This is a genomic window from Streptomyces sp. NBC_01198, assembly GCF_036010485.1.
GTDB lineage: Bacteria > Actinomycetota > Actinomycetes > Streptomycetales > Streptomycetaceae > Actinacidiphila.
In genome coordinates this window covers 500,621-526,098 of record NZ_CP108568.1, presented here as the reverse complement: position 1 = coordinate 526,098, position 25,478 = coordinate 500,621, and the positions used below count along the sequence as shown (strand labels likewise).

The window sequence follows — 25,478 nt, the reverse complement described above, 5'->3', positions numbered from 1 at the left end:
CATCCGAGGTAGGCGGGGCCTATTCGTCACCGTCCCAGCGAAGGGAGTGCTCGCATGGCGTGGATGGACGACGCAGCGTGCGCCGGCAAGGATCCCGAAGTCTTCTTCCCGGTCAGCGAATCCGGCGCGGGCCTGCGGCAGATCGCCGAGGCCAAGCACATCTGTGCCCGCTGCCCCGTCGCGGAGGCGTGCCTGGACTGGGCCCTGCGGACCAGGCAACCGGACGGCGTGTGGGGCGGGATGAGCACGGGCGAGCGGCATGCCGTGCGCCGGCCGGGCCGCCGGGCGCGCACCACCCGCGGCCGGGCGGCGAGACGCGCCACCGCCGCCCGCTGAGGTGCCGCCGGAGGGCGGTGGGAAAGCCGCAGGACCGCAGCCGTCACCGGATGGGTGGGCTGCGGTCCCGCCGGTTCCCGGGCGTTCCGGGTGCGCTACTTCCCGATGCGCGGCAGGCTGTTGAGCTGGCCGGGCAGTACGGTGTCGGTCTGCTGGGCCCGGATCAGTGCGATGACCGCGCCCACCGCGGCCAGGATCAGGCTGAGCCAGAAGCTGAAGGCGTGGCCGCCGTCCGGGCCGAAGTCGGAGTGGGCGAAGATCGCGATGAGGTAGAGCACGAAGCCCACCGCGAAGGCGAGGAAGGACAGCGTCCTGGCCGGCGCGGGCAGCGAGACCGTGGGCGCGAACAGGCTGACCGCCAGCACGGCGGCGCCGAGCACGGTGAGGACCATCGCGAACCAGGCTATGAACAGCCCGTGGCTGAAGTGCCAGGCGCTCCAGCTGACGCTGCCCAGGTCGATGCCGTACCCGCCGAAGTCCCACGAGTAGTAGTCGAAGAACGAGAAGATGAACACGACGAACCCGATAGCGAGAATCGCCCAGTCGAGGCGGTTGACGGATGCCGGGTCGAAGGAATGTGCTGAAGGACCGCCGGAGTTCGGCGGCTGGGCCGGCGGCCCGGGCGGCGGCGGCACTTCGTGCGTCATGGTGGTGGGTCTCCCTGCTGAAGTCGTTCGACGAGCACTCGGGGGCTGAGACTAGGGCACGCGGCCTTGCGCCGTAAGCAGGTTGGCCCGGCCTGCACCGGGTGAGTTGAATGAGCCGTATTAGTGCCCGTGGGAATCCACGTGACAACTGGCGGCTTCCCGTGCGGACGTGAACGCCGGGGTCGAAGCGAAACCGAAAGCGCCGGGCGGTTCCACCCGCGACATTCAAGCACCCGCAAATTCGGCGTGCCGGAAACTCCGGCGCGGATGTCCCATGGTCATCCGATGTGTCCCGGCCTGACGCCCATTGCTTCCAATGAACTGTGCAAAATTTTCTTTGTGCACGCGGAAGCTTGCGGAGCGACAGGGTGCTCAGTACGGTACGGACGCCCCTCCCCCCACCCCAAGGAGCATCCCATGCGTGCGATCCCGAGGCCCGTGCGGAAGACGCGGGTCCTCCCACGTATGTCCGCGGCCCTCGCCGCCCTGGCCGGTCTGATCTGGATATCCGTCGCGCCGGCCAGCGCCGCCCCCCACGCCTCCGCCGTCCCGCGGGCGGCCGCGGCGAGCGCCGCGGCGGGGGCCGCGACGCCCTTCGCCATCTACGAGGGCGAGGCGGGGACGCTGGGCGGCGGCGCGAGCACCGTGTCGCTGACCTCGGCGCCCACCACGCAGTTCTCCAGCGCGCCCCTCGAGGCGTCCGGGCACGCCTACGCCCACCTCGCCGGCACCGGGCAGTCGGTCCAGTGGACCAACACCACCGGCCACCCCATCAGCTTCGTCAACGTCCGCGCCAGCATCCCCGATTCGGCCGCCGGCGGCGGCCTGACCGGCACGCTCGACCTGTACGTCAACGGCACGTTCCGGCAGGCGCTGAACCTCAACTCCAAGCAGACCTGGGTGTACGAGGGCAACAACAACTACAACACCAGCGACAACCAGAACCCCTCCGACGGCTCCCCGCGGGTGTTCTTCGACGAGTCGCACGCCTTCGTCACCGGCGACCCGATCGCCGCCGGCAGCACCTTCGCGCTGAAGAAGGACGCCGCCAACAGCGCGTCCTCCTACGACATCGACTCCGTGGACGTGGAGAACCCGCCCGCGCCGATCGCCCAGCCGGCCAACTCGATCTCGCTGACCAGCTGCGGGGCGGTGTCGGACAGCACCCCGACCAACGGCTCCGCCGACAGCCAGGCCGTCGACAGCAGCGCCGCCATCCAGAACTGCATCAACCAGGCGCAGTCCCAGTCCAAGACGCTGTGGATCCCGCCGGGCACCTTCTACGTCAAGGGCACCGCGGGACTGCACGCCACCGGGATCACCATCGCCGGCGCCGGGATGTGGTACAGCACCATCTACCGTGACGTGCCGGTACCCAACAACACGCCGCTGGCGGCGCTGTTCTCGGTCACCTCGTGCACGGTGAAGGACTTCCACATCGACGCCAACGCCGTCAGCCGCAGCACCATCGGCGGCGACGGCGGCGCCATGGACACCACCGGCACCAACTGGGTGGCCGACGGCATCTGGACCCAGCACACCATGTCCGGCTTCTGGGCCTCCGGCACCGGCGGCAAGGTGCAGAACAGCCGGCTGACCTCGATCTGGGCGGACGGGATCAACCTCAACAACGTCTCGCTGGGCGCCGACACGGGCAACAACCTGACCGCGACCAACAACTTCGTCCGCGGCACCGGTGACGACGCCATGGCGATCAACTCGGTCAACTACAACACCGACGGCGGCACCACCACCTACTACCACCCGATGACCGCCGTCACCTTCACCGGCAACACGGCGATCGCGCCCTGGGGCGGCAAGGGCATCGGCATCTACGGCGGCAGCGGCCATCTGGTCAGCAACAACTACATCAGCGACACGGCCCGCTACATCGGCCTTGGCGCCGGCCGGTTCGGCGTCAACGGCAGCGACCTGCTCTCGGCCGCGGTCACCGGCAACGTCGTCGTGCGCTCCGGCGGCAACGCCTACAGCCAGGGCCAGCCGGCACTGCACGTCGGCAACGGCGGCGACGGCCAGAACACCGGTGTCGTCGACCACGTCACCGTCACCGGCAACACCGTCGCCGACTCGGTCTACGACGCGGTGGGCTTCTCCACCTCCACCAACACCCTGCTGCAGAACAACACCATCACCAACCCCGGGCGCAACGGCGTCGTGATCTCGCCGCCGTTCTACCCCGCCCCCAGCGGGTCCGCCACCATCAGCGGCAACACCCTGACCGGCCTGCACGCGGGGAACGTCGCCTACGCCAACAACTCCGCCGGTTTCAGCGCGACGCTCAGCGGAAACAGCTGGCAGACCAGCACCCCGCCGGCCGGCGGCCCCTACGGCGGCACCCCCGCCGCCGTGCCCGGCACCGTACAGGCGGAGAACTACGACACCGGCGGCCAGGGCTCGGCCTACAACGTCACCTCGGTCAACGGCAACGGCACGGCCTACCGCGGTGACGGCGTCAACCTGGAGGCCACCTCCGACTCCGGCGGCGGCTACGACCTGGGCTGGACCGGCAGCGGGCAGTGGTTCCGCTACACGGTGGACGTCGCCTCGGCCGGTACGTACACCGTCGGCCTGCGGGCGGCGGCCCCCGCCGCCGTCAGCGGCGCCCTGCACCTGTCCAACGCCTCCGGCGCCAACCTCAGCGGAGCGGTGGCCCTCCCGGCCACCGGCGACTGGCAGAGCTGGGCGACGGTCACCACCAGCGTCACCCTGCCGGCCGGCCGGCAGGTACTGACGGTCAACCAGGACAACGGCGGCTGGAACCTCAACCAGCTGGCCTTCACCGCCTCGACCGGCACCACCCCGGCCACCGACCTGGCCGCGGGCCGGCCGGCCGGCGAGTCCAGCCACACGCAGACGTACAGCGCCTCGAACGTGACGGACGCGGACCGTTCCAGCTACTGGGAGAGCGCCAACAACGCCTTCCCGCAGTGGGTCCAGGTGGACCTGGGCTCGGCGCAGAGCGTGTCCCGCGTGGTACTCAGGCTGCCCGCAGGCTGGGGCGCCCGCACCCAGACGGTGTCCCTGCAGGGCAGCACCGACGGCTCGGCCTTCGGCACCCTCAAGGCCTCCGCGACCTACACCTTCGATCCGGCGGCCGACAACACCGTCACCGTCACCTTCCCCGCCACCACCGAGCGGTACGTCCGGGTGACCGTCACGGCCAACTCGGGCTGGCCGGCCGGCCAGCTCTCCGAGGTCCAGGTCTGGAAGGCGTGATCGCAGGCGGCCCGGCCGCCGTGCCACCCCCCACGGGTGGCACGGCGGCCGGGCCGCTGGTCAGACCCCGCTGGGCTGCGCGCGCAGGTCGGCTGCCGGTCCCTCCACCGGCAGCGACAGGCGCGGCTTAGGGCCGTGGCGCAGCATCACCCGCACCTGCCCGAGCGTCAGGACCAGCAGGGCGACGAGCACCGCGCTCCGCGCGAGCGGTGACCAAGCCTGCGGAAGCATCGACTCGTGGGCCAGCAGCGTGAGCAGCATGCCCCGGCCGACGATCGCGGTGGCCGAGATCAGCAGCGCCTCGCGGCGCGGGTGGGCGTCAGCGGCCAGCCGGCGCAGCAGCCACAGCACCACCGCGAGCTGTACGGCCGAGGCGGTCACCAGCGCCGGGGTCGGCCTGGGCGCACCCGCCAGCAGCAGGGCGCAGCCGGCCGTCCAGCCCACCGCGCTGAAGCGGCAGGTCCAGACCCTGCCGTGGCGGACCAGGAAGGTGCGCTTGCCGAACAGCGCGTCGCCGCGCACGTCCCGGAAGTCCTTGAGCAGGATCCGCCCGACGAAGCCGACGTAGAGCCCGAGCGGCAGCAGCATCCCCCGGCCGCGCGGCAGCGGGGCGACCGCCAGCCAGCCCACCAGGTACGGGACCGCGACGTAGCAGGCGGGCAGCACCAGCGCCGCCACCGCACCGCGGTCGGACAGCCGGACCGGGGGCAGCGAGTAGCCGGCGCTCACCAGGAGCCCCGCGATGACGGCCAGGCCCGGCCACGGCCCGAGCAGGAACCCGCCGGCCACCGCGACGGCCGCACTCGCGAGCGCGACCACCGTCATCTCCGCGCGCAGCGCGCCCGCGCCGACCAGCGGCCGGCGCGGGTCGCCCGGCAGGTTGACCCGGTCGATCCGCTCGTCCGCCAGGTCGTTGACCGCCACCGAGAACATCAGGAACGCGGCGACGGGCACCAGCGCCCGGCCCAGCAGCAGGTGGTCGCCCGCCCGGCCGGCGCCGGCCAGTGCCAGCGCGGTGTAGAGGGCGAACAGCATGAGGACCGGCGGCCTGGCCACCGTCACCAGCAGCCGCAGGCGGTTCGCCGGCGTCCGCAGCCGCTCCGGCCGGACAGCGTTCTCGCGGGCACGGCTCATTTGTTCGACCCCATGGTGTTCATGCCCACGGCGAGCATCACCATGGCCCCGACGACCACCAGCCCGGTCAGCGCCAGCACGATGGCCAGCAGGCTGCCGATCGCCGTCCACACGGACCGCTCCCGCCGGCCGCGGCCTCCCCGGGGCGGCCGCGGGTCGAACTTCCCCGGCGGAAGATAGTCGGGCATGACGCCTCCCGGTGCTCGTCGACGTGCCGGACCCTGCGTCCGTCCGGCACGAAGTATTCCCGGGCGGACGGCGGCGGCGCATGAGCATCCGTACTCAGTACGGGCCGCCGAGGCCGTACGCGGTCCCTCCGCCCGGCGTGGCCGGAAGCAGCGTCGGTTGCGAGGCGGCGACCAGGGCCCCGGGACCGCCGCGGGCCGGGTGTCCGGGTCGTTCCTTCGGCCCGGCGCGGTGGCGGGCCGGCGGGCCGTGCGGTGCGATGAACAGGTGACCTCACCTCCCGGCCGTCCCAGCCCCGGCACTTCCGACGCGCCGGCCGGGAGCGGAGCGCGATCCCGGCCCACCGTCGCGCAGGTGCTGGAGATGCTGCGCGGCACATCGCCGGGCGCCGGGGCCGTGGTGATGGCGACCGGGATCATCTCGGTGGGCCTTGGCCGGCTCGGCCACGCGTCGCTGTCCGGCGCCGCCCTCGCGGTCACCGCCCTGGTGTGGGTGGTGCTGGCGGCGGCCTTCGCGCTGCGGCTCGGCTGGGACCGGGCGGGCTGGCAGGCCGTTGCCGCCAGCCCGCCGGGACTGACCGCGGTCGCGGCGTCCTGCGTGCTGGGGACGCGGCTGTCGCTGTTCGGCTGGCAGACGGTCGCCGAGATCCTGCTGGCGCTGTCAGCCGCCGTCTGCCCGTGGCTGCTGGTCTCCGTTCTGCGGCACTGGAAGCGCCGGATGCCGGGCGTGGTCTTCCTTGTCTGCGTCGCGGCCGAGAGCCTGGCGGTGCTCGCGATCACCCTCTCGCTCGCCGAGCACTCCGAGTGGCTGGCGTCGGCGGCGCTGGCCGCCTGCGCCCTGGGCATCGTGCTCTACCTGGCGGCGCTGCCCCGCTTCGGCTTCCGGCAGGTCACCGTCGGGGCGGGGGACCAGTGGATCTCCGGGGGCGCGATCGCCATCGCCGCGCTGACCACCGCCAAGCTCAGCACGTCGCCGGTGTGGACCGGCGGCGCCCACTCGGCCCTGCGCACCGGCGCCTACGTGCTGCTGTCACTCGACCTGGCCTGGTGCGCCGTCCTCGCCCTCGCCGAGATCGCCTACCCGCGGCCGCACTACGACCTGCGCCGCTGGTCGACCGTCTTCCCGCTCGGCATGACCGCGGAGGCCACCCTGTTCACCAGCGACGCGACGGGCACCCGCTGGCTGCACGGCCTCGGCGCCGTACTGCTGTGGATCTCGGTGGCCGCCTGGCTGCTGGCCGCGGCAGGCGCCGCCCGCGCGTCGGCGGCCCGGCACCCGGAGCTCCTGCCGTCCCGGCGCTGACACCGCGCCGGCGCCCCCGGAGCCGGCGGCCGGGGGATCCTTCGGCGGGTGCCGAAACGTCGCGGCCCTACGGTCGGCGTCATGGACAGCGCGAAGCTCAGCAGCAGGCCCGCGGACACCCCGGCAGGCCATGTGGCCATCACACCGAGCATCCTGTATTTCGGGACGCCGGTCGTGCTGCTCTCGACGGAGAACGAGGACGGCTCGTTCAACCTGGCGCCGATGTCGTCGGCCTGGGCGCTCGGCCAGGTGGTCGTCCTCGGGCTGGGCGGTGAAGGGCAGACGGCGGCCAACCTGCGCAGCCGCCCCGACCTCGTCGTCAGCCTTCCCGGGCCCGAGCAGTGGCCCGCGGTGGAGCGGCTGGCACCGTTGACCGGCCGCAATCCGGTCCCCGCGCACAAGCGCGGCACCTTCCGCTTCGAACCGGACAAGTTCGCCGCCGCCGGCCTGCGGCCGCAGCCCGCGGAGCTGGTGCGGCCGCCCCGGGTCGCCGGGTGCCCGCTCCAGCTGGAGGCCCGGGCCGCGGCGGTCCGGGCCGACGCCTCGGGGGAGTTCCTCATCGTCGAGGCCCGGGTGCTCAAGGTGCACGCCGACCCGCGGATCGTCGTCCCCGGCACCCAGCACGTCGACCCGGCCGCGTGGAGCCCGCTGATCTACAACTTCAGGCACTACCACGGTCTCGGGCCCGAACTCGGGCACAGCTTCCGCTCCCTGACGCCCCGGTGAGACCGTGCGGGGGGCCGGCCCGGGCGCCGGGCGCGCCCGCCGACGCCGTAGGGTGCAGATCCGCCGGACCCGACCCGGACCGGCCACCGCGCGTGCGACGCCCGCGACGCCCGCAAGAAGGGACCCCCGATGATCACCTGTGTCGTCGACTACACCATCGACCCGTCGCAGATCGCCGCTTTCGAGGAGTTCGCGCGCCGCTGGATGGACCTGGTGCAGCGGCAGGGCGGGACGCACCACGGCTACTTCCTGCCGTCCGAGGGGGCCAGCGACAAGGCCCTCGCGCTCTTCAGCTTCCCCTCGCTGGCCGCCTACGAGGAGTACCGCTCGCTCTTCGGCCAGGACCCGGAGTTCATCGCCGCCGACGCCGTCCGCGACGACAGCGCCTGCGTGCTGCGCTACGAGCGCACCTTCATGCGCCCCCTGCTGCCGGCCGGCCCGCAGGACTGACGGCGCCGGCTCAGCCGGGGTCCGGCCGGCTGGAGAGGGCGAACTCGCCGACGCTCGACTCGGCCAGCGGGTCGAGCCCGGTGGCCAGCGCGAACAGGTCCGCGTCGCCGGTGCCCAGGGCGCACGGGGCCAGGCCGGTCGCGGTGGCCACCAGATACATCGTCTGCAGCAGCGCGCCCAGGTCCTTCAGGACGAGCGCGTAGGCCATGCTGCGGTACTTCCACATCACCCGGCCGAAGCGGGCCGAGACCACGAGCAGCACCTGCGGCGCTGCGCCGCCGGTCGCCGCGGTGGCGTCGGCGAGCAGCCTGCGGACGGTCGCCGGCCGCGCCGGGACCGGTTCCAGCAGGTGGCCGTAGGGGTCGTAGTGGTACATCCCGCCGGGCAGGCCGTCGACCGTGCGCACCACCGGGTACAGCTCAAGGGCGTGCAGGCCGCCGCCCGAGGGGCTGGCGCGCAGCGCCCCGCCGGGGCCACCGGTGTCCGCCGCGGCGCTCAGGTACAGGAACTCGCCGAGCCCGGCGACGGTCAGCGGCGCCCGCTCGTCCGCCGTCCGCAGCGAGCGCCGCGCGCGCAGCGCCGCGCCCAGCGGCATGGCCGGGGCGCCGGCCTCGGGGACGGGCAGCTGTACGGGAGCGCCCGGCCAGGGCGGGCGGCGCGCAGGCAGCGGCGGGAAGCGGCCCTCCGCCCAGCCGGTGGCCCCGTAGGGCAGGTCGTGGTGGCCCGCGCGGCTGCCGCGGTGGAACCACAGCTCGTGCGGGCTCCACTGCTCGGTGGCCAGGTCCGGCGGGTCCTCGGCGGCGGCGTCGTCCAGGAAGCCGTAACGGGCCAACAGGGCGAGGAGACCGGTGCGTACCGGCGCGGCCAGGTCCGCCGGCGGGGGACCGCCGGCCAGCGCGTGCAGCAGGGCCATCGCCTCGGGGCTGTGCACCTCGAAGACCGCACGGCTCAGCGGCGACTCCAGGACCAGGGCGCCGCCGTGCCCGCGCAGCACGGCGAACCGCGACAGCCGGGCCTCGGCGGGGGCGTGCGCGGGCGGCCCGCGATGCGCAGTGGGGGGTCCCAGCGGTCCCAGCGGCCGTACCGTCACCAGGCGCCGGCCGCCGAAGGCGTAGTGGACGGTGAGCCAGCCGCCGGCGTGCAGCCGCCGCACCAGCGGCCCGGCCGCCGGCCCGGCGAGCACGTCCAGGTCGGCCTGCGCGCACTCGCCCGCCGCGAGCGCCCGCAGCACCGCTTTCTGCGGCTGGGTCAGCACGCCGACGGCCTCGCTGTGCCGTCCGCCGTCGAGCAGTGAGATCCCCGAGTCCCTGCCGGTCACCAGCCGCACCCCGGGGCGTAGCGCCATGCGCCGCTCGACGGCGCCGGTCACCGCTGCTCCCGCAGCGCGGCCGACGTCTCGCGGACCACGGTGGCCGCGTCCACCCCGTAGGCGTCCTCGACGGTGCCCGCGACCAGGTGGCACAGCAGATAGCGCTCGTCGGGGCGGATCCCGATCCTGGTGAGCTGGAGGTAGAGCAGGTTCAGCAGAAGCCGGTAGCGCCGGAAGGGGACGGAGGTCTTCATCCGCAGCTGGAAGTCCTCGTTGGCCAGCAGCTCGCGCAGGAAGGGCGTGCTGCCGCGGGCCGGGCGGGAGGGGTGGTCCATCGTCAGCCCGCCTGCGTCGGCGAGCGCGAGGGCCGGTTCCCGTACGGTGCGCAGCGCGGCCGCCCAGTCCCTGACGTGGGGCGGGCCGCCGCAGCTGTCGACCGCGGTGACCACCTGGCGGAGCCGGCCGGCCAGCGCGGGAGCCGCGGCCCGGTGCAGCCGGTCCCAGGCGGCCCGGGTACGCCGCTGGTCGGCGGTGCGGGTGAGGTGGGTGTCCGCGTGGGCGCGGAAGGACACGTAGCCGCGGGACACACCGCCGCCGGAGAAGAGGTGCGCGGTCGCGGCCATCAGGTCGAACGCGGCCCACAGCCGCTGCCGTTCGGCCCGTGCCGCCTCCAGTGCGCTGAAGGCGGCCGGGTTGGCGGCCACGTAGAAGCCGGCGATCAGGGCCGCCGCCGCGGGGCCGCCCAGGACGCCGGCCCGGGAGTCGTAGGGCTCGGTGCTCAGGGTGTTGTCGGTGCTCGGCGGCCCCAGCGGGCGGTCGTCCAGCTCGACCGCCGCCAGCTCGCGGTGCCGGGGCAGCAGGGCGCGGACGTCCAGCGCTGACCGCGACGGGCGCTCCCGCAGGTGGGCGCCGACCGTGCGGTCCGCCGCGGGCAGCACGACCGCGTCCAGCACCTCGGGTGTCGTCAGCACGTTCAGGCGCAGGTGGGGGCCGCGCCGCCAGTGCTGGAGGAAGTAGGCGGCGCCGACCTGTCCCGACAGCTCGCCGAACAGCGGGCGTACCGCGTCCAGGATCAGGTCGCTGCGGCCCGCGTCCGCGAAGTGGTCGACGCGCAGGGTGTGCCAGCCTGCCGGTTCGGTCATCGGTCCTCGCTCTCACAGGTCACGGTGCGGTACGCCAGCCGGCGCAGCCGGTGTTCCTCGCGCGGTCCGACGCCCAGCCGGTTGCAGAAGAGGTGCGCGCAGATGTCGCGCACCCCGGGCTCCGGCAGGCTGCTGACCGTCCGCCACCAGGCCGTCAGGGCGCCGTCGTCCGGCAGCGGTGAGGTGCCGGCGGCGATCCGCGCCGCCGCGGCCGCCACGTCGTGCAGCAGCGTCACGTTGCCCCGGTAGGCCTCGTCGTCGCCGGCTTCCGTCGCCGGGTCCGCCGGCGGGACGGGGGGCCGGGGCAGGCCCTGCCAGGCGAGGACGAGCGCGGCGAAGGCCGCGATCTGCCGCTGCCCGCGGTCCGCCCCCGCGGCGATCAGGCCCAGCGCGATCCGGCTGGACTCGCCGAAGTGCCGCTCCGCGGCCGCCAGCGAGACGCCCTCGCCGTAGCGGCCGGTCTCGGGCCGGTAGGCGACGGCCCGCACGGTGTTGTTGGGCTCGGGGGTGCGCAGGTGGTCGGTGACGCCCTCCGCCGCCGCCAGCCGGGCGGACTGCGCCGGGTAGCCGGGCTGCGGGCGGTCGGCCGCCGGGTGGTCCCGCAGGTAGCCGCGCAGCGCGCCCAGGGCGATGCCGGTGACCTCGGCGTCGCGCGCGGTACGGAGGCGGACGCGCAGGTGCGGCCCGCCGTCCCAGTAGCGCAGGTAGAAGAAGCCGTCGATCAGTGCTGCCCGCCGCAGGTCGTCCACCAGCGGGCGGACCCCGTCGAGCAGCAGCACGTCGAGGTCACCGTGGTGGAAGGCGTGCAGGCTCACCCAGCTCACCGCGTCACCGCCGCCGTCTCGACCACGACTTCGGCGGTACGCCGCTCACCTGGCCCGTCCCCGACCGACGGCAGCGCTTCGGTGAACGCCACCGGGTCGGTGGCCTCAGACGTCAGCCGCTCGAACAGCGCGACCAGCCAGGGGCTCGCGAAATCGACGTAGAGCGGCTTGCGGGCCTTGGCGGGGCCGGCCGCCGCCCAGCCGGCGCCGCCCGGCGTGCTGGTCCGCACGAAGCACCGCTGCGGGATGCGGTGTTCGGCCAGCCAGCGGTGCAGCCGCAGCAGCAGCGACGCCGCCGGCTCGCCGGCCGTCCGGCGCGGGACCAGCGCGGCGGGCACCGTCCAGGTGGCGCGGCGCAGCACGACGGCGCCGACCTCGATCCTGGGGGCCGCGCTGACCGCGGCGTCCAGGACCGGCGGCGCCAGCAGGTCGTCAGGGCGCAGCAGCCAGCCCGGACTGGCGCCCAGGCCGCGGCAGAGCAGTTGCAGCGCCGGGGGCAGGCCGGTCTCCACGACCATCCCGCGGTGCGCCGGGACCACGCGCCGCCCGCTGCCGAGGTGCCGCAGCACGAGCAGCCCGGTGTCCGGGTCCCGCCCGACGCCGAGGTCCCGCAGGGCGGTCACCGGGCGGTGTCCGGGGGAGTGGACGGTGAAGGGGTAGTCGAGCTCGTGGCCGCCGTCCGCCCGCCGCAGGTTCAGGCTGTGCCCGAAGTCGCCGGAGGAGTCGGCCACCAGCGCCTCCGTGGGCGGCGCCGCGGTGGGCGGGAGGTCGCCGCCGCCGTGGGCGATGAGGTAGAGGGAGCGGTCGCGGCCCCTGCCATGGCCGCTCATCGCGCAGTTGAGCACCAGCCGCGGCCCGTCCGGCTGGACGAACCAGGCGACCGAGCCGGCCGGGACCGCCCAGGACGGCAGGCCGGCGTCCCCGGCCGGCAGGTCCGGGTCCGGCCGCGCGACACCGTCGGCGCCAGGCGGCGTCCCGAGCAGGGCGGCCACCGAGCGGGCCCGCAGCGCGGCCAGGTCCCGCAGCGCGGCCGACCGCCAGGTGGCGGCGCCCCTGCCGGTGCCGCCGAGGGCGAGCAGCGTCCGCAGGTCGTCCAGCGGGCCGCCGCCGCCACCGGCGAGATCGGCGAGCAGCGCCCGGTGGAAGACCAGGAAGGGCACCGGATCCCCGGCCGGGTAGCGGCTGTTCCCGTACGCGCCGAGGGCGAGCCGCAGCGGGAGGGCGGTGTCGTGCGGCGCCATCCAGCGGCGGATCAGCTCCAGGCTCGCCAGCGGGTCCTGCCAGGCGGGCAGCGCGGCCGTGGCGACGGGCCCGGGGAAGACGGCGTATTCGTGCAGCGAGGCCGACCGTCCCTCGGGGTCTGGCACCAGCCCGGCGCTCGCCCGCAGCTCGGTGACCGCGGCCCCGACCGCGCGCAGCCGCGCCCGGTGGCCGGCCACCGCACCGGCGTCCCCCGGCGCGGTGAGGGCGGCGGACAGCCGGGCGGACGCCGCGGCGGCCGGCGCCCAGCGGGCACCGCCGTGCTGCCGCAGCCAGCGTGCCAGGGCGCCGAACTTGTCCCGCTCCTGGTCGTCCACCGGCAGATGCGGCTCGATGACGCCGAGTTCGGCCAGCCGGTCGACGAAGGCGCGTACCTTGCCGCCGTCCGTGCCCGCGCCGAGCCGCGCGTACAGCTCGCCGAGCGCGGGCCGGTCGCCGTCCAGCGCCCGCAGGCACGCCTCCACGCCGGGCAGCGCGGCGACCGAGGCGATGTCCTCCAGGGGGCGGCGGCCCAGCACCATCACCCGGTCGCCCACCCGGGTGAGGCTGGGATTGGCGCGCACCCGCAGCGCGGGCCGCAGCTCGGCGTCGGCGGCGACGGCGGCGGCCAGGTCCGCCATCAGCGTGCCGTCCGGTTCGATCAGGCAGCGGGCGGGCGGCAGCGGCGCGAGGACCAGGACGCCGTCCCCGCCGGAGGTCCACGCGCCGGTCCCGATCGCGGTGAAGGTGCTGTTCGGGCTGGTCTTGGCGGCGGCCCGGGAGACGTATCTGACCAGCCGGACCAGCACCTTGCGGGGCGGCTGGCCGACCGGGTGCGCGAGCCACTTCTCCCACTGCGCCGAGAGGGTGGGGCTGGACTGGACGAGGCCGTGCCGGAACTCCGGGCGGGCGGCGGTGCCGATCAGCAGCCCCAGGGTGCGCTCGGTCTCCCGCTCCAGCGTGCCCGGCAGCCCGGCGGCGAGCCGGTCGCGCCGGGCGAGCCGCTCCGTCCAGGCGCCGATCCGGTCTGCGGTGCCCGCGGGCAGCGCGGCGCGCACGGCGGTGGACCACTCGGAGCCGCGGGGCGCCCGGCCGCGGAAGAGGGAGCGGCGCAGCCCGACCAGGAGGGGTTTGAGTGCCGGATCGCCCGGCTCGCCGATGAGGGCCCCGAGGTCGTCGGCGAGCGCCCGGCCCTCGCCGGCGACGGCCCGCTCCTCGGCCAGGGTTCGTGCCAGCAGCTCCCGCAGCGGCGCCGACGACAGGCCGGTGAGCGCGGAGGCCGGCAGGCCGGCGATCCGCACCACGAAGGGCGCGGCGACCTCAAGGACGGTGCTGGTGGCCGTGAGCGGGTCGAGCCGGGGCATCCGCGCCTCCTACGGGAACGGGTGCGGGTAGGGGCTGATCTCGTCCTCGGGCAGCGGGTCACCGCGGTGCCCGAGCAGCATCGGCACGGTCCGCAGCCGGGGCAGCCCGGTGAGCCGGCGGTTGCGGTGGCCGAAGGTCATCGGGAGCGTGCCCGGCACGATCACCCGGACCGAGGACAGGCCGGCCGCGCGCTGTTCCGGGCCGGTCTGGTCCACCGCGACCACGTCTAGACCGGCCCGGCGGTAGCGGTCAAGCAGCCCGGTCAGGTCGTCGCGCAGGTCGGCAGCGGGCGCCGGACGCCCGGTGAAGGAGTCCTCGAAGGTGCGCTGCCCGGCGCTGCCGCGGTCGAGCAGGAAGTCCCAGCGGGGCAGGGTGTCGCGATGGCCGTAGAGCAGTTCGTGGTCGGTCATCGCGGTCACCAGGTCGCTGTCGGCCGCCATGGCGGCGGCCCTGGCCCGCTCCGCCGGGTACCGCACGGGCAGGTGCGCCACCAGCAGGGCGAGTTCGGTCAGCGCCGACCAGCAGGCGTGCTCCGGGTCGGGATGGGCCGCCGCGGCGCACATCACGGCGGGGCGCAGCGGGTCGGTGGAGCGGTCGACGGCGAGCAGCGCGACCGAGGGGACGCCGTGCTCCAGGGAGGTGTCGAAGGCCAGCACCTCGTAACCGTGGGCGTGGTCGACGCGGTCGGCGAGCAGCCGGACCCGGCTGGACCTCGCCGACCCGATCGCGACGCGCGGCACCGGCATCCGGGCGTACCAGGTGAGCAGGAACGCGTCACGCTCGGCGACCTCCAGCAGGCCGTGGAGCACGGCTTCCTCGTAACAGCCGCCCAGCGCGCAGCCGTTGGAGGTCTCGTGGACGCGCGACCGGCCGGCGGCGCCGGGCAGCGGGCCGAAGTAGGCGTGCTCCGCGGGGACCAGGACCGGCTCGCCCCGGCCGAAGGAGAACCCCCACACCCAGGCCCTCTCCTCGCGGGGGTCGAGCTGTGCCGCCTCGCCGGCGCCGCCGGGCAGGCCGAGGGTCCGCGGATCGACGGCGTGCCCGCGCACGTCGGCGTACGCCGCCCGCTCGACCGGCCACCGCCCCGACGGCACGGTCCCCGCCCGGCGTTCGACCGCCTCCAGCAGCGCGGCGGCCCGGGCGGAGCGCCGGTCCGCGCCGCGCCCGATACCCGGCTCGGGGCGTCCCACCCCGGGCAGCCCGGTGTACGCGTACGCCACCGGCAGGCCGCAGGCGTCCCGTTCGCGTACCGCGCGCACGAGACCGGCCGTGCCGTCGACGTACACGCGCTCCAACTCCGCCGCCCGGGAGACCAGATCGGTGGCCCGCAGCACCGAAGGGTCCGGCTTGGGCCGGGCGGTGAGCCCGACCGCGGCGGCCCGCCGGGCGCCGGCCGGGTCGCCCGCCGGTGCGCAGGTGGCGCACGACGGGTCCGGCAGGAAGGGGTGGACGCCGGTCGTCAGCCGGTCCAACTCCACCACCAGGACCGCGCCGACAGTACGCGGAGTCCGGCCTTGGGCCAGGGCACGAAGTTCGGCGGCCACCACGCCGGCCACCGCGGGCACCGCGAAGGCCGTCAGCCAGGTGGACGGCGGTGCGGGCCGGTCGCCGCGCGCCGCGAGCAGCGCGGCCCGGTCGGCCGCGCCCGCCGGGTCGGCCGCGGCCCGCCTGGCGTCCAGGCAGCCGGTGCACCCCGCGCGCCCCGGCAGCACGGTCGGGCCGACGAGGACCTGGCCGAACTCCACCCGCACCCCGAGGAAGGGCATGCCGTCCGCCGCCGCGGCGCGCGCGCTCGCCGTGATCAGCGCCGGATCCCAGCCGTCGCTGACGGCCACCACCGCCCCGCCCTGCCCGCCGCCCGGCGGCAGCAGGCGCTCGACCGCGTCGTGCAGCACGCCGCTGCCGGCCAGCCGCCACGGCCCGGCTGTGGCACCCGCCTCAGGCATGCGCGAGCACCACCCGGACGACGAAGGGCATGATGCGCGACACCTCGGAGTCGTGGTCAAGCGGGACGGCGACCGGGTCGAGCCCGCGCGCCCGCAGCGCCGCCACCGCCTGCGGCACGGTGCACGGCACCGCCGCCACGCCCGTGGCTGCTTCGCCGGGATCCGGCTGCGGTACCGGCGGCGGCGCGTAGGCGGGCTGGTGGTGGCGGCGGGCCTGCTCGTCGAGCAGGATCGCGCGCAGCCCGGCGGCCAGCGCGCCGGCGGGCCGCAGCGCGCTGACGTAGGCGACGGTCCTGGAGCCGGTCAGGAACGCCAGCGTCGGCACGCGCAGGGAGCCGGTGACGTCGTGGACGGCGAGCGGCACCCCGAGGATGCGGACCATCCGCAGGCAGTGCGCGGCTTCCTGGCCGCTCCGGCGCGCGAGCAGGTCCAGGTCGACACGGACCGTGGGCCCCGGCCTGGCAGCGGTCAGCCGGGCGCAGTGGTCGAGCAGCCCGGCCGTGACGGCCTCCTGCCAGCTGAGAGCGGCCGCCGCGCCCACCGCTTCGCCGCCGGCGGTGGCGAAGCGGTCCCGGCCGGGCCCGCTGTCCTGCGCCAGGGTGAAGACGTCCGCCGGGTCAACCGACCGGGCGCGGTCGTCGGCGAGCTGGACACCCCAGGCCTGGCGGGCCGGCAGCCGGCTGATGTCCGTGCCCGACACCCCGTACGCCGCGAGCGCGGCGAGCACCGCCCGCCACCGGGCCTGCTCGACGGTGGTGCCTGCGCCCGTCAGCGGGTCGCGCACGCCGGCCGCGGTGGCGACGGCGACATTGAGCGGGAGCTGTGCGAAGTCGCGCTCGGACAGCTCCCCGAGCACACCCAGCCGCGGGTCGAGCAGCCTGGCTCCTGTCGCGTCGAGCACGTCCACGGTCAGCGCCGGTGCGGCCCGCAGCCGGGCCACCTTCTCGGTGACCGACCGGGCTGCGCCGCTTCGCTGGGCCATGAAACCGGGTCTCATCTCCCACGGCGGGAGTGGCACCGGCAGGAACCGGTGGGTGGTGGACGTGAGCGTGGCGATGTCCAGGCAGTCCATCGTGTCGGCCTCCGCCGCCTCCGCGACCCCGGTGAGCAGCCGCAACGCCGCTGTCCCGAGCCACCCGGCGGCCAGCGCCACCACCTCGGGCGGCAGCGCGTCGCTGCCCGAAGCCGGTCGCCCGAGGCCGCGCGACCACCGGTCGAGCCGGCTCAGGCCCCCCGTCCCGCCGGTGCCCGCGTGGAACCACAGCTCGCCGCCGCGCCTGACCGCGCGCACCACCGGCACACCGGCGCACTGGCACAGGCGGTCGACGTCCTCCGCCGGCAGGTCGGCAGGACCGCCGGGGACGTGCACGACGAGGTCGGCGCCGCGGTCGAGCGCGTCCTTCAGCGTCATGATTTCCGCCGCACCGGCGCCGGTCGGCAGCTGTCGGGCGGCGGTCATGCCCGAGCGGGCCAGCAGCCGCAGGAGTTCACCGAGGATCGACCCCGATCCGACAGCGAGGGCGCGGGCCTGCCGGTAGGTGGCGAGCGCGTGCCCGGCGTCGGGCAGGAAGGCGTCGAGGTAGCCGGTCTCGGCCCGTCCTGCGGGTTCCCCGCCGTCACGGACCAGCCCGCGGTCGATCAGCGCGGCGACGATCCGCTCCACCATCTCCCGCTGCCCGGCTGGCAGCCGGCCGACCAGTTCGGACAGCGGGGTGCTGCCGTCGAGGTACGGGGCGAGCACGCTGAGCCAGCGGTGGATGGTGGGGCCGCCGAGCGACTCGCCACCGCGGTTGGTGAGGAACCTGGCGCCGTCCGGAGCGGGTACCAGGAAGACGTCCGGCCGGAGCCGCGCCATGACATGGGATACGCCGTCCGCCACGGCGCGGCTCCTTCCCTGGTCGGGGTTACAGGGACACGCAGCTTCCGTTGCCCGACCAGCACGAACAGGACGCGGCCGTCTCGGTCATCGCGTGGGCGCCGGTGAGCGACTCCACCTCGACGTCCTCCCCGGTGATGCTGAAGACGTCGGCGGCCAGGCCGTCGAGGTCGAATGCGAGTTCTTCATCCATCGAACCACTCCCTGGTAAAGACGAGTTGGACACAAACGGACGGTGAACAGCTCGCGTGCCCCCGGGCTGCCGGGAGTGAGGTCCCCTCACTCCAGCGGAGCGGATCGCAACACGTCGGTTCCAGGTGGCTGCTGTTCACCGCGTCCCCCGTGGTCGGGTCCACTCGCGGACGCGGCCAGTGGCGGTGATGCCGGCATACGAAGCGTCGCGGCTGGCGACTCCCCCTCCGTGCTCGAATCGTGGCAGATCCGCGCGTGATAATGTGCGAATTTCGCGCAGATTGCGATAGTGGGCACTGGTTTCCGGACATCTGCGGGTGATCGCGCTCCCGGGTCCGGTGGCCCCGCGAGCAGCCGACGGGGCCCGGTCGGGGCGCCCGGGGGTGTCCGGGAGCGGACCCGCACCTGACCGAAAACCAGGCCTGCGCATAGCATCGGGCGATGCGTTCCCTCCCCACGGCGATACCCGTACTCGCCTGCCTGCTGACCGGCGCCCTGCTGACGGGTTGCGGGGCCTCCGGCGGCGGCCCCACGGCCGCTTCGGCGCCCGTGACGTCCGCGTCCCTGACGGCGACCACGGCCACCGCCGCCACGCCGACGCGTTCGGCCACCGCGGCCAGCACCCACCGGGCCAAGCCGTCCCCCACGAAGAAGGCGACCAGGCCGGCGGCCCCCGCCTCCGCCGGGAATCCGGCCGGGCACGCGACGGTGCCCGCCGCCGGCCGGGCCGCCGACACCTCGAAGCCCACCCGCACGGTGGGCAGCGGGACACCCGCGAGCTGCACGTCGGCCGCCGTGGTGGCCGCGGTCGCCGCGGGGGGAGTCATCACGTTCCACTGCGGGCCGCGTCCGGTGGTGATCACCATGAAGGCCACCGCCAAGGTCCGCAACGCCTCGCCGCGCGTCGTGCTGGACGGCGGCGGGCTGGTCACCCTCAGCGGCGGCGGCGCCCGGCGCATCCTCTACATGGACACCTGCGACCAGGCCCAGGGGTGGACCACCTCGCACTGCCAGGACCAGAGCACACCCGAACTCACCGTGCAGAACCTGGCCTTCGCCGACGGCAACTCCACCGGCCAGAGCGCCGAGGGCGGTGGCGGCGGGGCGATCCTGGTCCGCGGCGGCCGCTTCAAGGCCGTCAACGACCGCTTCGTACGCAACCGTTGCGACCGCACGGGGCCTGACCTCGGGGGCGCCGCGATCCGCGTCCTCGACCAGTACCACGGCCTGCCGGTCTACATCACCGGCAGCACCTTCGGCGGCGGGCCGGGACTGGGCGGGTCCTGCTCCAACGGCGGCGCGCTGAGCAGCATCGGGGTCTCCTGGGTGGTGCTCAACAGCGTCATCACCTACAACTCGGCGGTCGGCAGCGGGGCCAACCCCGCCCGCGGCGGCACCCCCGGCGGCGGCAGCGGCGGCGCGGTCTACACCGACGGCAACCGCTACACCGTCCGGGTCGAGGGCTCGCTCCTCGCGCACAACGACGCCAAGGAGGGTGGCGGCGCCTTCTTCTTCGTCAGCAACGACCACACCGGCACCCTGGCCGTGCACGGGTCGACCCTGCGCACCAACCCCAGCCACGGCTTCGCCACCGCCGGCTACCCCGGGGTCTTCTTCATCGGCGCCGGAAAGCCGGACGTGTCCGGCAGCACCCTCGACTGACCCCGGGTCCGCTCCGCACCCCGGCCGCCGCCCCCGGGCGGGCGGCGGCCGGGGTGCCGGGCCGGCTACGGCCGCTCGTCGGGGGAGGAGGAGGCGGGGGAGTGGTGGGTCTCGCTCTCGGCCGGCGTGTGCCACGAGTCGGAGCCGGGCTGCGGCTCCTGCGGCGGTACGGGCCGGCGCGAGGCGCGGCGGGAACCCCACCAGAAGGCGGCGATGATCAGGGCCACCAGGACCACGCCGACGGCGACGGCCCACCCGGCGCCGAAGGAACCGGCCAGGACCGTGGTGTTCTGCGCTGCTGCGACCATGGGGCGCCTTCCGTGAGGGGAGCCCCGGCGCGAGTCCGGCGGGCTCCGTGAACAGGGCGGCGGTCACCGGGTACCGGGGCCCGCCGTGCCGGGCGCGTACCCCCGCGTCATCGGGTTACCCCTCCATGACGGCCCGTCAGGAGGAGGGGCGCTGCCCGGGGTCCAGCGAGAGCAGGGCGAGGAGGGCGGCCACGGTCGGGCCGGCGTCCGCCGGGTGGCGCAGCGAGGTGCCGCCGGGGATCTCGTAGGTGTTGGTGCGCCCGTTGCGCGTGTGGGTGAGATATCCGTCCGACTCCAGGTCGGAGATGATCTTCTGTACCGCACGCTCGGTGAGCAGGCAGCGCTCGGCGATGTCGCGCACGCGGATGTCGGGATTGCGCGCGATGGCCGCCAGGACGCGGGCGTGGTTGGTGAGGAAGGTCCATCCGGTCCTCTGGCTGGCGACGTCATCCATGGCGGTATCGTACGACGCAGAATTCAGGACATGCAAAACACGAAACAGATTTCGCGTATCTCTTGACAGGGATCGCGGCGGACCGCACGCTGGAGCCGCCCAGTTCGGAACTCGAGGAGGTCTCAGCCGTGGCAGGTACAGGGCGCCGCCCGATCCCGCTGTCGCCGCCGGACGCGGTGACCGTCGCGCAGGCGAGGGCCTCGCGGGACGTGCGCGTGGTCCGGCATCTGCGGTCCGGCCTGGTCCTGCGGCTGTCCGACGCCGACGGCCTGACCCGGGCGTCCGTGCACGGCGAGATCGACTTCGACTCCGCGGACCTGCTGGAGCGGGTGCTGTCCGGTGCCCTGCTGGCGGCTCCCCGCGGCCTTCACGTCGATCTGGGCAGCGTCGGATTCTTCGACTGCGCCGGGCTGAACGCGCTGCTGCGGGTCTGCGCGCAGGCCGGCCCCGGCGGCGGCGAGCTGACGGTGACCGCGATCTCCGCCGCGGTGGCCCGCGTGCTGGACCTCACGCAGACCTGGCTCGCCTTCCCGCTGGCCGCCGCCCCCGAGGACCGCGCCGTGCCGAGCGTCCTGCCGCTGCACCGCGCCCGCCCCGCCTGACGGCCGCCCGGGGCGCCGGCGCACGTTCTAGACCTGCGCCCCCAGGGCGATCAGCAGGCCGGCCAGGCCGACGGTCAGCCAGGCCACGTAGTCGCCGAGGTGGCCCGAGTGCAGCCGGCGCAGTGGCACGATCAGCCGGCGGTCGACGCCGCGGGCCACGGCCGCCAGCGGGCTCGGCAGCCGGAAGGCGGCCAGGCGCAGGGCGGTGGCGGCGAAGGCCACGGCGAGCGCCACCGACAGCACGCCCAGCCCGGCCCCCGCCCCGGTCCAGGCCGCGTCCGGCGGCCGCGCGGCCTGCCCGGGCACCGGCAGGCCTTCTACCTGGGCGAGGTAGCCGGCCCGGTCCTGGAAGGCCACCGCCGCCGATGCCACAGCGCGCCCGACGGCCGGCCACACCCCGACCACGAACGCCCCGCACAGCAGCGCCGCCGGCACCGCGGTCATCGCGCCCGGCACCGCCCGCCGGGGGCCGCGGACCTCCGACTCCTCGCCCTCCCCGCCGGTCTCCACGTCGGAGTGGCCGCAGTCCGGAGCGGGCCCCGCCCCGAAGAAGACGCGCAGCCCGGCGCGCAGCACGGCGCCGCCGGTCAGCGCCGACACCACGACGTAGACCGCGGGCAGCCAGGCGGCGTGCTCGCCCGCCGCGTGCTCGGCCACCGCCTTGCCCAGCCCGACGCCGAACGGCGGCAGCCCCGCCAGCGCCAGCCCGCAGGCCACGTAGAGCGCGCCGGTCCACGGCGAGCCGCGTTCCGTGCCGTGCAGGCCGAGTTCGTCGACCGAGCCGTGCCGGTCGAGCAGGACGCCGGTCAGGCCGAACAGCGCCGCCTTCACCCCCGCGTGCCCGGCGACGTAGAGGGCGGTGCCCGCGGTCGCCGCCGGGTCGAGCAGGCTCAGGCCGAGCAGCCACAGGCCGGTGTGGCCGATGGTCGAGAAGGCCAGCAGGCGCTTGAGGTGCCGCTGCTTCCAGCACATGGTGGCGCCGACCAGTGCGGTCAGTACGCCGAGCGCGGCCAGCGTGTGGGTGTAGGCCGGGGCAGGGATGCCGCCGGGACCGGCGAAGACCGTCAGGTACACCCGGGCGATGCCGTACACCCCGAGTTCGACCATCACCCCCGACATCAGCATGCAGACCGGCGTGGGTGCCACCGCGTGCGCGTCGGGCAGCCAGAAGTGGAAGGGCACGGTCGCGGACTTCACCAGCAGGCCCGCCATCACCAGGACGAACGCGGTGACGGTGAGCGCGTCGGTGCGGTGGCCGGCCAGCGCGCCGCCGATCTGCGCCATGCCCAGCTCGCCGGTGCGCGCGTAGAGCAGGCCGATGCCGAGCAGCGAAGCGTACGCGGCAAGGGAGTTGACCACGCCGAAGGTCAGCGCGCCGTGCAGGGAGCGCGGGTCCTCGATGCGGAAGCCGGTCAGCGCGTAGGCCACCACGCCCATCAGCTCGAAGAAGACGAACGCGTTGAACAGGTCGCCGGTCAGCGCGAATCCGCACATGCCGGCCTCGAAGAGCAGCAGCAGCGCGGGGAAGACGCCGCGGTGCCGTGCGGGCGGTTCGTCGAAGTACCGCCAGGAGTAGACGAGTACGGCGGCCACCAGGGCCGCGACGAGCAGTGCGAGCCCCACGCCGAGCCGGTCGCCGACCAGCACGATGCCGATCCCGCGGCCGTGCAGCGGGGTCCAGCCGCCGGCCCAGGACACCACCCGGCCGCCGTCCGCGTCCCCCGCCCGGTCCCACAGCAGGGCGAGTTCGGCGACGGTGCCGGCCGCGAAGGCGGTCGCCACCGCGTCCAGGGCGGTACGCGGCAGCACCCGCCCGGCCAGCACCAGGAAGGCCGCGCCGAACAGCGGGATCGCGACGGCGAGCGGCAGCAGGTCGGCCGGCTGCCAGCCGGGATACGCCACGTGCGCCCCTCAGCCCTTCAGCTCGCTGAGCGCCTCGGGATCCACCGTCCCGGTGCGCTTGCGGATCTGGATGACCAGGCTGAGCAGCAGCGCCGTCACGGTCGCCCCGACCACGATGTCGGTGAGGACCAGCGCCTGGACGACCGGGTCGACCACGGGGGTGCCGACCGGGATGTCGGAGAACACCGGTGCGGTCCCGCCGTGCCGGTACCCGATGCCCAGCAGCAGGACGTACGTCGAGGACTGCGCCACGGCCAGGCAGCCGACCGCGTGCACCAGGTTGCGGCTGGTCACCATGCCGTAGACGCCGACCAGGAGGATCCAGCCGGCCGCGAGGAAGGGCAGTACGGTCATCGGTCGTCCTCTCCCGGAGCCGGGACGCGCTGCGTCCCGGTTGACTCGATCTCCACGGCCTGGTCGAGGAACTGCGCGACCAGCACGATCACGCCGGAGCCGACCTCCACGCCCACCGCGGCGTTCAGCAACGGCACCAGCCCGGCCGACGAGAGCTGGTTGAACGTGCCGAGCGGCAGCACGTTCTGCAGATAGGCGGCCCCGACGAACAGCCCGGCGAGCCCCAGCGCGGTGAAGGCCACGGCGCCCACCGCGTCCAGCGCGGCGAAGACGGCCAGCGGCCGCACCCGGCGCAGCACCCGGTAGTCGGCCGCCACGTAGGCCAGGTGCAGCCCGGTGGCGAGCACCACCCCGCCCTGGAACCCGCCGCCCGGGCTGAGCTGGCCGTGCGCCACGACGTAGCCGCCGACCAGCACCGTGACCGGCAGCAGGCACGCGCCGAGCAGCATCGTCGAGGGCTGCACCCGGCCGGGCTCGGGGTCGGCCCGGTCCTCGTCCCGCGCGCGGCGCAGCAGGACGACCGAGCCGAGCACCGACCCGAACAGGATCGACTCCTCGCCGAGGGTGTCCAGCGCGCGCTGGTCGAAGTTGATCGAGGAGATCACGTTGGCGGTGTGCTGCCGGACGGCCGCGGCGACCGCCCTGGTGCCGTAGGGGTGGTGCGCGGTGCCGAAGCGCGGCAGGTCGGTGCAGGCCAGCGCGAAGGCGATCGCGAGGACCGCCGCGGCCAGCAGGAAGACCGTGCTGCGGGCCCGCCGGCTCACCGCTCGCGCTCCGGGTCCTGCCCGTTCTCCGGCGGCGTCCGGCCGCGCGGGCCGCGGTGGATCTTGCGGACGGTGAGCAGGATCAGCAGCGGTGTCACCGCGCTGCCCACCGCGAGCTGCGACAGCGCCACGTCGGGCGCCTGGAGGGCGAGGAAGAGCAGCGCCAGGCACACTCCGAGCACCGAGAGCAGCACGGACTGGCGTACCGGGTCACGGGTGAGCGCGGCAGCGGTGGCGACCGCGCTCACCAGGACGAGGCCGGCGGCCACCAGGAAGTCGACCGCTCCGGGCGAAGGGTTCACGCCGGCGGCCCCTCGTCCCGCACGCCGCTGTCGACGGCCTCGTCCTCGTGCACCATCGTGCGGCCCACGACGATCGTGGTGACCGGGCCGGAGACGGCCGTCAGGGCGCCGATGACCAGCAGCTTCGCCGCCAGCCGGCCGGCGCCCGCGTCGACCGCGAGGGCCAGGCAGATCAGCGGCACGCCCAGGCTGGTCGCCGGGGCGAGCGCGTGCAGCCGGGCGTAGGGCGAGCGCAGCACCGCCAGCGCCGCCGCGGCCAGCAGCAGGGCGGCGCAGCCGCAGCAGAGCAGCGCCAGGGCCAGACCGTGGGTCCAGGTCATCTCAGTCCCGCCCTCCCGGCCCATCCCGCGTGGGGTCGGCGGGCCTGCCCGCGCCCCCCGCCAGGCAGCGTGCGAAGACCAGCGTCCCGGTGGGCGAGAGCACCGCCGTCACCAGGGCGACGTCCACGTACGAGGTGCGGTGCAGGCCGCGCGCCGCCAGCAGGAAGAAGGCCACCGCCATCACCCCGGCCAGCGCCATCGCCGGCAGCCGCCGGGCCGGCTCGCCGACGCAGGCCCGCCACACGCAGGGCGCGAGACCGGCGGGCAGCAGCACGCAGGCGGCCAGCAGCCAGGCGTTCACCGCGACCTCCGTCCGCCGAGCGCCCGCTCGACGGCCGAGGGCGCGTCGTCGAGCACGTGGACGGTCACGTCCGCCCCCACGGTGTCCAGCACGCACGCGCCGGGCGTGGCGGACAGCAGCATCGCGGCCAGCGCCGGGTCGGTGTCCGCGGGCAGCCGGATGACGACCTCGCCCTCCCCGGGCGTGCGCCCGCCGCGCGCGACGGCCGCCGCGAGCTGCGCGGTCTCCGTGAGCAGCGAGACGGGCAGCGCGGCGACGGCGGCGGCGATCCGGCGGCCACCGTGCACTCGTGGATGCTCGGCCCGGCGCACCGCCTCCGCGGCGATCCCGCCGAGGACGGCGAGAGCGCCGCCCACCACGGCCTCCAGCGTAGTGACGTCGGAGATCAGCACGATGTAGAGGACGAGGAGCAGCCCCGACCACCCGACCACGGTGGCCGCGGTGACCAGGACCCGGGACGTCATCCGCGCTCGCCTCCTCGAACCGTGCGGGCTGCCGCCCGTCGTCGCGCATGTCCGACTGCCCCGGTATACCGGGCGGCCGGTCCGTGCGGGGCCGAAGCGGGGGACACGCCTGAGCGGGCCACTCCTCTGCCGTG

26 protein-coding genes are annotated in these 25,478 nt (G+C 75.2%); 7 read left to right on the top strand and 19 right to left on the bottom strand.

Features of this window, described 5'->3' with window-relative positions:
- Nucleotides 1–63 precede the first annotated feature (63 nt).
- Nucleotides 64–336: a WhiB family transcriptional regulator gene (locus OG702_RS02320; protein WP_442814277.1), complete on the top strand. Its 273-nt coding sequence runs from the start codon at nt 64–66 to the stop codon at nt 334–336.
- 95 nt (nt 337–431) lie between these two features.
- Here the strand turns inward: OG702_RS02320 and OG702_RS02315 are convergent, their stop codons facing one another.
- Nucleotides 432–983, bottom strand: coding sequence for a hypothetical protein (locus OG702_RS02315; protein WP_327287172.1), 552 nt, complete (start codon nt 981–983; stop codon nt 432–434).
- A 465-nt stretch (nt 984–1,448) separates the two neighbouring features.
- Here OG702_RS02315 and OG702_RS02310 point away from each other — a divergent pair, with 465 nt between their 5' ends.
- Complete coding sequence (locus OG702_RS02310; protein WP_327287171.1) at nt 1,449–4,220, top strand: discoidin domain-containing protein; 2,772 nt, start codon at nt 1,449–1,451, stop codon at nt 4,218–4,220.
- Between the two features lie 60 nt (nt 4,221–4,280).
- Here OG702_RS02310 and OG702_RS02305 read toward each other — a convergent pair whose 3' ends face one another.
- Entirely contained in the window at nt 4,281–5,354 is a 1,074-nt protein-coding gene (locus tag OG702_RS02305; protein ID WP_327287170.1) for a UbiA family prenyltransferase, read from the bottom strand.
- Complete coding sequence (locus OG702_RS02300) at nt 5,351–5,542, bottom strand: hypothetical protein (RefSeq protein WP_327287169.1); 192 nt, start codon at nt 5,540–5,542, stop codon at nt 5,351–5,353. Before OG702_RS02300 ends, OG702_RS02305 begins: the two co-directional genes overlap by 4 nt.
- 265 nt (nt 5,543–5,807) lie before the next feature.
- Between OG702_RS02300 and OG702_RS02295 the strand changes: the two genes are divergently transcribed.
- The 3 genes from OG702_RS02295 (at nt 5,808) to OG702_RS02285 (ending at nt 8,018) form a co-directional block, all read left to right on the top strand.
- Nucleotides 5,808–6,842, top strand: a complete 1,035-nt coding sequence (locus OG702_RS02295) for a tellurite resistance/C4-dicarboxylate transporter family protein (protein ID WP_327287168.1) — start codon at nt 5,808–5,810, stop codon at nt 6,840–6,842.
- Nucleotides 6,843–6,923: 81 nt separating this feature from the next.
- Nucleotides 6,924–7,568: a flavin reductase family protein gene (locus OG702_RS02290; RefSeq protein WP_327287167.1), complete on the top strand. Its 645-nt coding sequence runs from the start codon at nt 6,924–6,926 to the stop codon at nt 7,566–7,568.
- A 129-nt stretch (nt 7,569–7,697) separates the two neighbouring features.
- Nucleotides 7,698–8,018, top strand: coding sequence for an NIPSNAP family protein (locus OG702_RS02285; protein WP_327287166.1), 321 nt, complete (start codon nt 7,698–7,700; stop codon nt 8,016–8,018).
- A 10-nt stretch (nt 8,019–8,028) separates the two neighbouring features.
- Here OG702_RS02285 and OG702_RS02280 read toward each other — a convergent pair whose 3' ends face one another.
- From OG702_RS02280 to OG702_RS02250, 7 genes are read right to left on the bottom strand one after another with little or no spacing between them, the layout of a single operon-like run.
- Nucleotides 8,029–9,387 carry a SagB family peptide dehydrogenase gene (locus OG702_RS02280; RefSeq protein ID WP_327287165.1) on the bottom strand — a complete coding sequence of 453 codons (1,359 nt, stop codon included), beginning with the start codon at nt 9,385–9,387 and terminating at the stop codon, nt 8,029–8,031.
- Nucleotides 9,384–10,469: a thiopeptide maturation pyridine synthase gene (locus tag OG702_RS02275; RefSeq protein ID WP_327287164.1), complete on the bottom strand. Its 1,086-nt coding sequence runs from the start codon at nt 10,467–10,469 to the stop codon at nt 9,384–9,386. Before OG702_RS02275 ends, OG702_RS02280 begins: the two co-directional genes overlap by 4 nt.
- Nucleotides 10,466–11,293 carry a lantibiotic dehydratase C-terminal domain-containing protein gene (locus OG702_RS02270; protein ID WP_327287163.1) on the bottom strand — a complete coding sequence of 276 codons (828 nt, stop codon included), beginning with the start codon at nt 11,291–11,293 and terminating at the stop codon, nt 10,466–10,468. Before OG702_RS02270 ends, OG702_RS02275 begins: the two co-directional genes overlap by 4 nt.
- Nucleotides 11,290–13,896: a lantibiotic dehydratase gene (locus OG702_RS02265; RefSeq protein WP_327287162.1), complete on the bottom strand. Its 2,607-nt coding sequence runs from the start codon at nt 13,894–13,896 to the stop codon at nt 11,290–11,292. Before OG702_RS02265 ends, OG702_RS02270 begins: the two co-directional genes overlap by 4 nt.
- Nucleotides 13,897–13,905: 9 nt before the next feature.
- Nucleotides 13,906–15,843, bottom strand: coding sequence for a TOMM precursor leader peptide-binding protein (locus OG702_RS02260; protein WP_327287161.1), 1,938 nt, complete (start codon nt 15,841–15,843; stop codon nt 13,906–13,908).
- Nucleotides 15,836–17,722, bottom strand: coding sequence for a hypothetical protein (locus OG702_RS02255; RefSeq protein WP_327287160.1), 1,887 nt, complete (start codon nt 17,720–17,722; stop codon nt 15,836–15,838). Before OG702_RS02255 ends, OG702_RS02260 begins: the two co-directional genes overlap by 8 nt.
- Nucleotides 17,723–17,747: 25 nt before the next feature.
- Nucleotides 17,748–17,912 (bottom strand): thiomuracin/GE37468 family thiazolyl RiPP peptide, encoded by a 165-nt coding sequence (locus OG702_RS02250; RefSeq protein ID WP_327287159.1) that lies wholly within the window; start codon nt 17,910–17,912, stop codon nt 17,748–17,750.
- A gap of 440 nt (nt 17,913–18,352) precedes the next feature.
- Between OG702_RS02250 and OG702_RS02245 the strand changes: the two genes are divergently transcribed.
- The gene (locus OG702_RS02245) at nt 18,353–19,573 is read left to right on the top strand and encodes a hypothetical protein (protein WP_327287158.1); all 1,221 of its coding nucleotides are present in this window, start codon (nt 18,353–18,355) and stop codon (nt 19,571–19,573) included.
- Nucleotides 19,574–19,638: 65 nt separating this feature from the next.
- Here OG702_RS02245 and OG702_RS02240 read toward each other — a convergent pair whose 3' ends face one another.
- Nucleotides 19,639–19,881, bottom strand: a complete 243-nt coding sequence (locus OG702_RS02240; RefSeq protein WP_327287157.1) for a DUF6479 family protein — start codon at nt 19,879–19,881, stop codon at nt 19,639–19,641.
- Nucleotides 19,882–20,017: 136 nt separating this feature from the next.
- On the bottom strand, nt 20,018–20,335 hold the full coding sequence (locus OG702_RS02235; protein WP_327287156.1) for a helix-turn-helix transcriptional regulator: 318 nt from the start codon (nt 20,333–20,335) through the stop codon (nt 20,018–20,020).
- A 128-nt stretch (nt 20,336–20,463) separates the two neighbouring features.
- Between OG702_RS02235 and OG702_RS02230 the strand changes: the two genes are divergently transcribed.
- The gene (locus OG702_RS02230) at nt 20,464–20,937 is read left to right on the top strand and encodes an STAS domain-containing protein (protein WP_327287155.1); all 474 of its coding nucleotides are present in this window, start codon (nt 20,464–20,466) and stop codon (nt 20,935–20,937) included.
- 27 nt (nt 20,938–20,964) lie between these two features.
- On the opposite strand, the gene OG702_RS02225 is transcribed toward OG702_RS02230, so the two are convergent.
- The 7 genes from OG702_RS02225 to OG702_RS02195 are packed head-to-tail and all read right to left on the bottom strand — an operon-like array spanning nt 20,965 to nt 25,344.
- Nucleotides 20,965–22,839 (bottom strand): complex I subunit 5 family protein, encoded by a 1,875-nt coding sequence (locus tag OG702_RS02225; RefSeq protein ID WP_327287154.1) that lies wholly within the window; start codon nt 22,837–22,839, stop codon nt 20,965–20,967.
- A 9-nt stretch (nt 22,840–22,848) separates the two neighbouring features.
- Nucleotides 22,849–23,193 (bottom strand): sodium:proton antiporter, encoded by a 345-nt coding sequence (locus OG702_RS02220; RefSeq protein ID WP_327287153.1) that lies wholly within the window; start codon nt 23,191–23,193, stop codon nt 22,849–22,851.
- The gene (locus OG702_RS02215; RefSeq protein WP_327287152.1) at nt 23,190–23,957 is read right to left on the bottom strand and encodes an MnhB domain-containing protein; all 768 of its coding nucleotides are present in this window, start codon (nt 23,955–23,957) and stop codon (nt 23,190–23,192) included. The genes OG702_RS02220 and OG702_RS02215 overlap by 4 nt, the downstream gene beginning before the upstream one ends.
- Nucleotides 23,954–24,259 carry a Na(+)/H(+) antiporter subunit B gene (locus OG702_RS02210; RefSeq protein ID WP_327287151.1) on the bottom strand — a complete coding sequence of 102 codons (306 nt, stop codon included), beginning with the start codon at nt 24,257–24,259 and terminating at the stop codon, nt 23,954–23,956. Before OG702_RS02210 ends, OG702_RS02215 begins: the two co-directional genes overlap by 4 nt.
- Nucleotides 24,256–24,579 (bottom strand): cation:proton antiporter, encoded by a 324-nt coding sequence (locus tag OG702_RS02205; protein ID WP_327287150.1) that lies wholly within the window; start codon nt 24,577–24,579, stop codon nt 24,256–24,258. Before OG702_RS02205 ends, OG702_RS02210 begins: the two co-directional genes overlap by 4 nt.
- Before the next feature lies 1 nt (nt 24,580).
- Entirely contained in the window at nt 24,581–24,880 is a 300-nt protein-coding gene (locus OG702_RS02200) for a monovalent cation/H+ antiporter complex subunit F (RefSeq protein ID WP_327287149.1), read from the bottom strand.
- Nucleotides 24,877–25,344, bottom strand: coding sequence for a Na+/H+ antiporter subunit E (locus tag OG702_RS02195; protein WP_327287148.1), 468 nt, complete (start codon nt 25,342–25,344; stop codon nt 24,877–24,879). The genes OG702_RS02200 and OG702_RS02195 overlap by 4 nt, the downstream gene beginning before the upstream one ends.
- Nucleotides 25,345–25,478 lie beyond the last annotated feature (134 nt).

Excerpts from the sequence above, each read along its gene's own strand:
- OG702_RS02320 (WP_442814277.1), top strand. The coding sequence starts at position 64 with ATGGACGACGCAGCGTGCGCCGGCAAGGATCCCGAAGTCTTCTTCCCG.
- OG702_RS02315 (WP_327287172.1), bottom strand. The coding sequence starts at position 983 with ATGACGCACGAAGTGCCGCCGCCGCCCGGGCCGCCGGCCCAGCCGCCG.
- OG702_RS02310 (WP_327287171.1), top strand. The coding sequence starts at position 1,449 with ATGTCCGCGGCCCTCGCCGCCCTGGCCGGTCTGATCTGGATATCCGTC.
- OG702_RS02305 (WP_327287170.1), bottom strand. The coding sequence starts at position 5,354 with ATGAGCCGTGCCCGCGAGAACGCTGTCCGGCCGGAGCGGCTGCGGACG.
- OG702_RS02300 (WP_327287169.1), bottom strand. The coding sequence starts at position 5,542 with ATGCCCGACTATCTTCCGCCGGGGAAGTTCGACCCGCGGCCGCCCCGG.
- OG702_RS02290 (WP_327287167.1), top strand. The coding sequence starts at position 6,924 with ATGGACAGCGCGAAGCTCAGCAGCAGGCCCGCGGACACCCCGGCAGGC.
- OG702_RS02285 (WP_327287166.1), top strand. The coding sequence starts at position 7,698 with ATGATCACCTGTGTCGTCGACTACACCATCGACCCGTCGCAGATCGCC.
- OG702_RS02275 (WP_327287164.1), bottom strand. The coding sequence starts at position 10,469 with ATGACCGAACCGGCAGGCTGGCACACCCTGCGCGTCGACCACTTCGCG.
- OG702_RS02265 (WP_327287162.1), bottom strand. The coding sequence starts at position 13,896 with ATGCCCCGGCTCGACCCGCTCACGGCCACCAGCACCGTCCTTGAGGTC.
- OG702_RS02260 (WP_327287161.1), bottom strand. The coding sequence starts at position 15,843 with ATGCCTGAGGCGGGTGCCACAGCCGGGCCGTGGCGGCTGGCCGGCAGC.
- OG702_RS02250 (WP_327287159.1), bottom strand. The coding sequence starts at position 17,912 with ATGGATGAAGAACTCGCATTCGACCTCGACGGCCTGGCCGCCGACGTC.
- OG702_RS02245 (WP_327287158.1), top strand. The coding sequence starts at position 18,353 with ATGCGTTCCCTCCCCACGGCGATACCCGTACTCGCCTGCCTGCTGACC.
- OG702_RS02240 (WP_327287157.1), bottom strand. The coding sequence starts at position 19,881 with ATGGTCGCAGCAGCGCAGAACACCACGGTCCTGGCCGGTTCCTTCGGC.
- OG702_RS02235 (WP_327287156.1), bottom strand. The coding sequence starts at position 20,335 with ATGGATGACGTCGCCAGCCAGAGGACCGGATGGACCTTCCTCACCAAC.
- OG702_RS02220 (WP_327287153.1), bottom strand. The coding sequence starts at position 23,193 with ATGACCGTACTGCCCTTCCTCGCGGCCGGCTGGATCCTCCTGGTCGGC.
- OG702_RS02205 (WP_327287150.1), bottom strand. The coding sequence starts at position 24,579 with ATGACCTGGACCCACGGTCTGGCCCTGGCGCTGCTCTGCTGCGGCTGC.
- OG702_RS02195 (WP_327287148.1), bottom strand. The coding sequence starts at position 25,344 with ATGACGTCCCGGGTCCTGGTCACCGCGGCCACCGTGGTCGGGTGGTCG.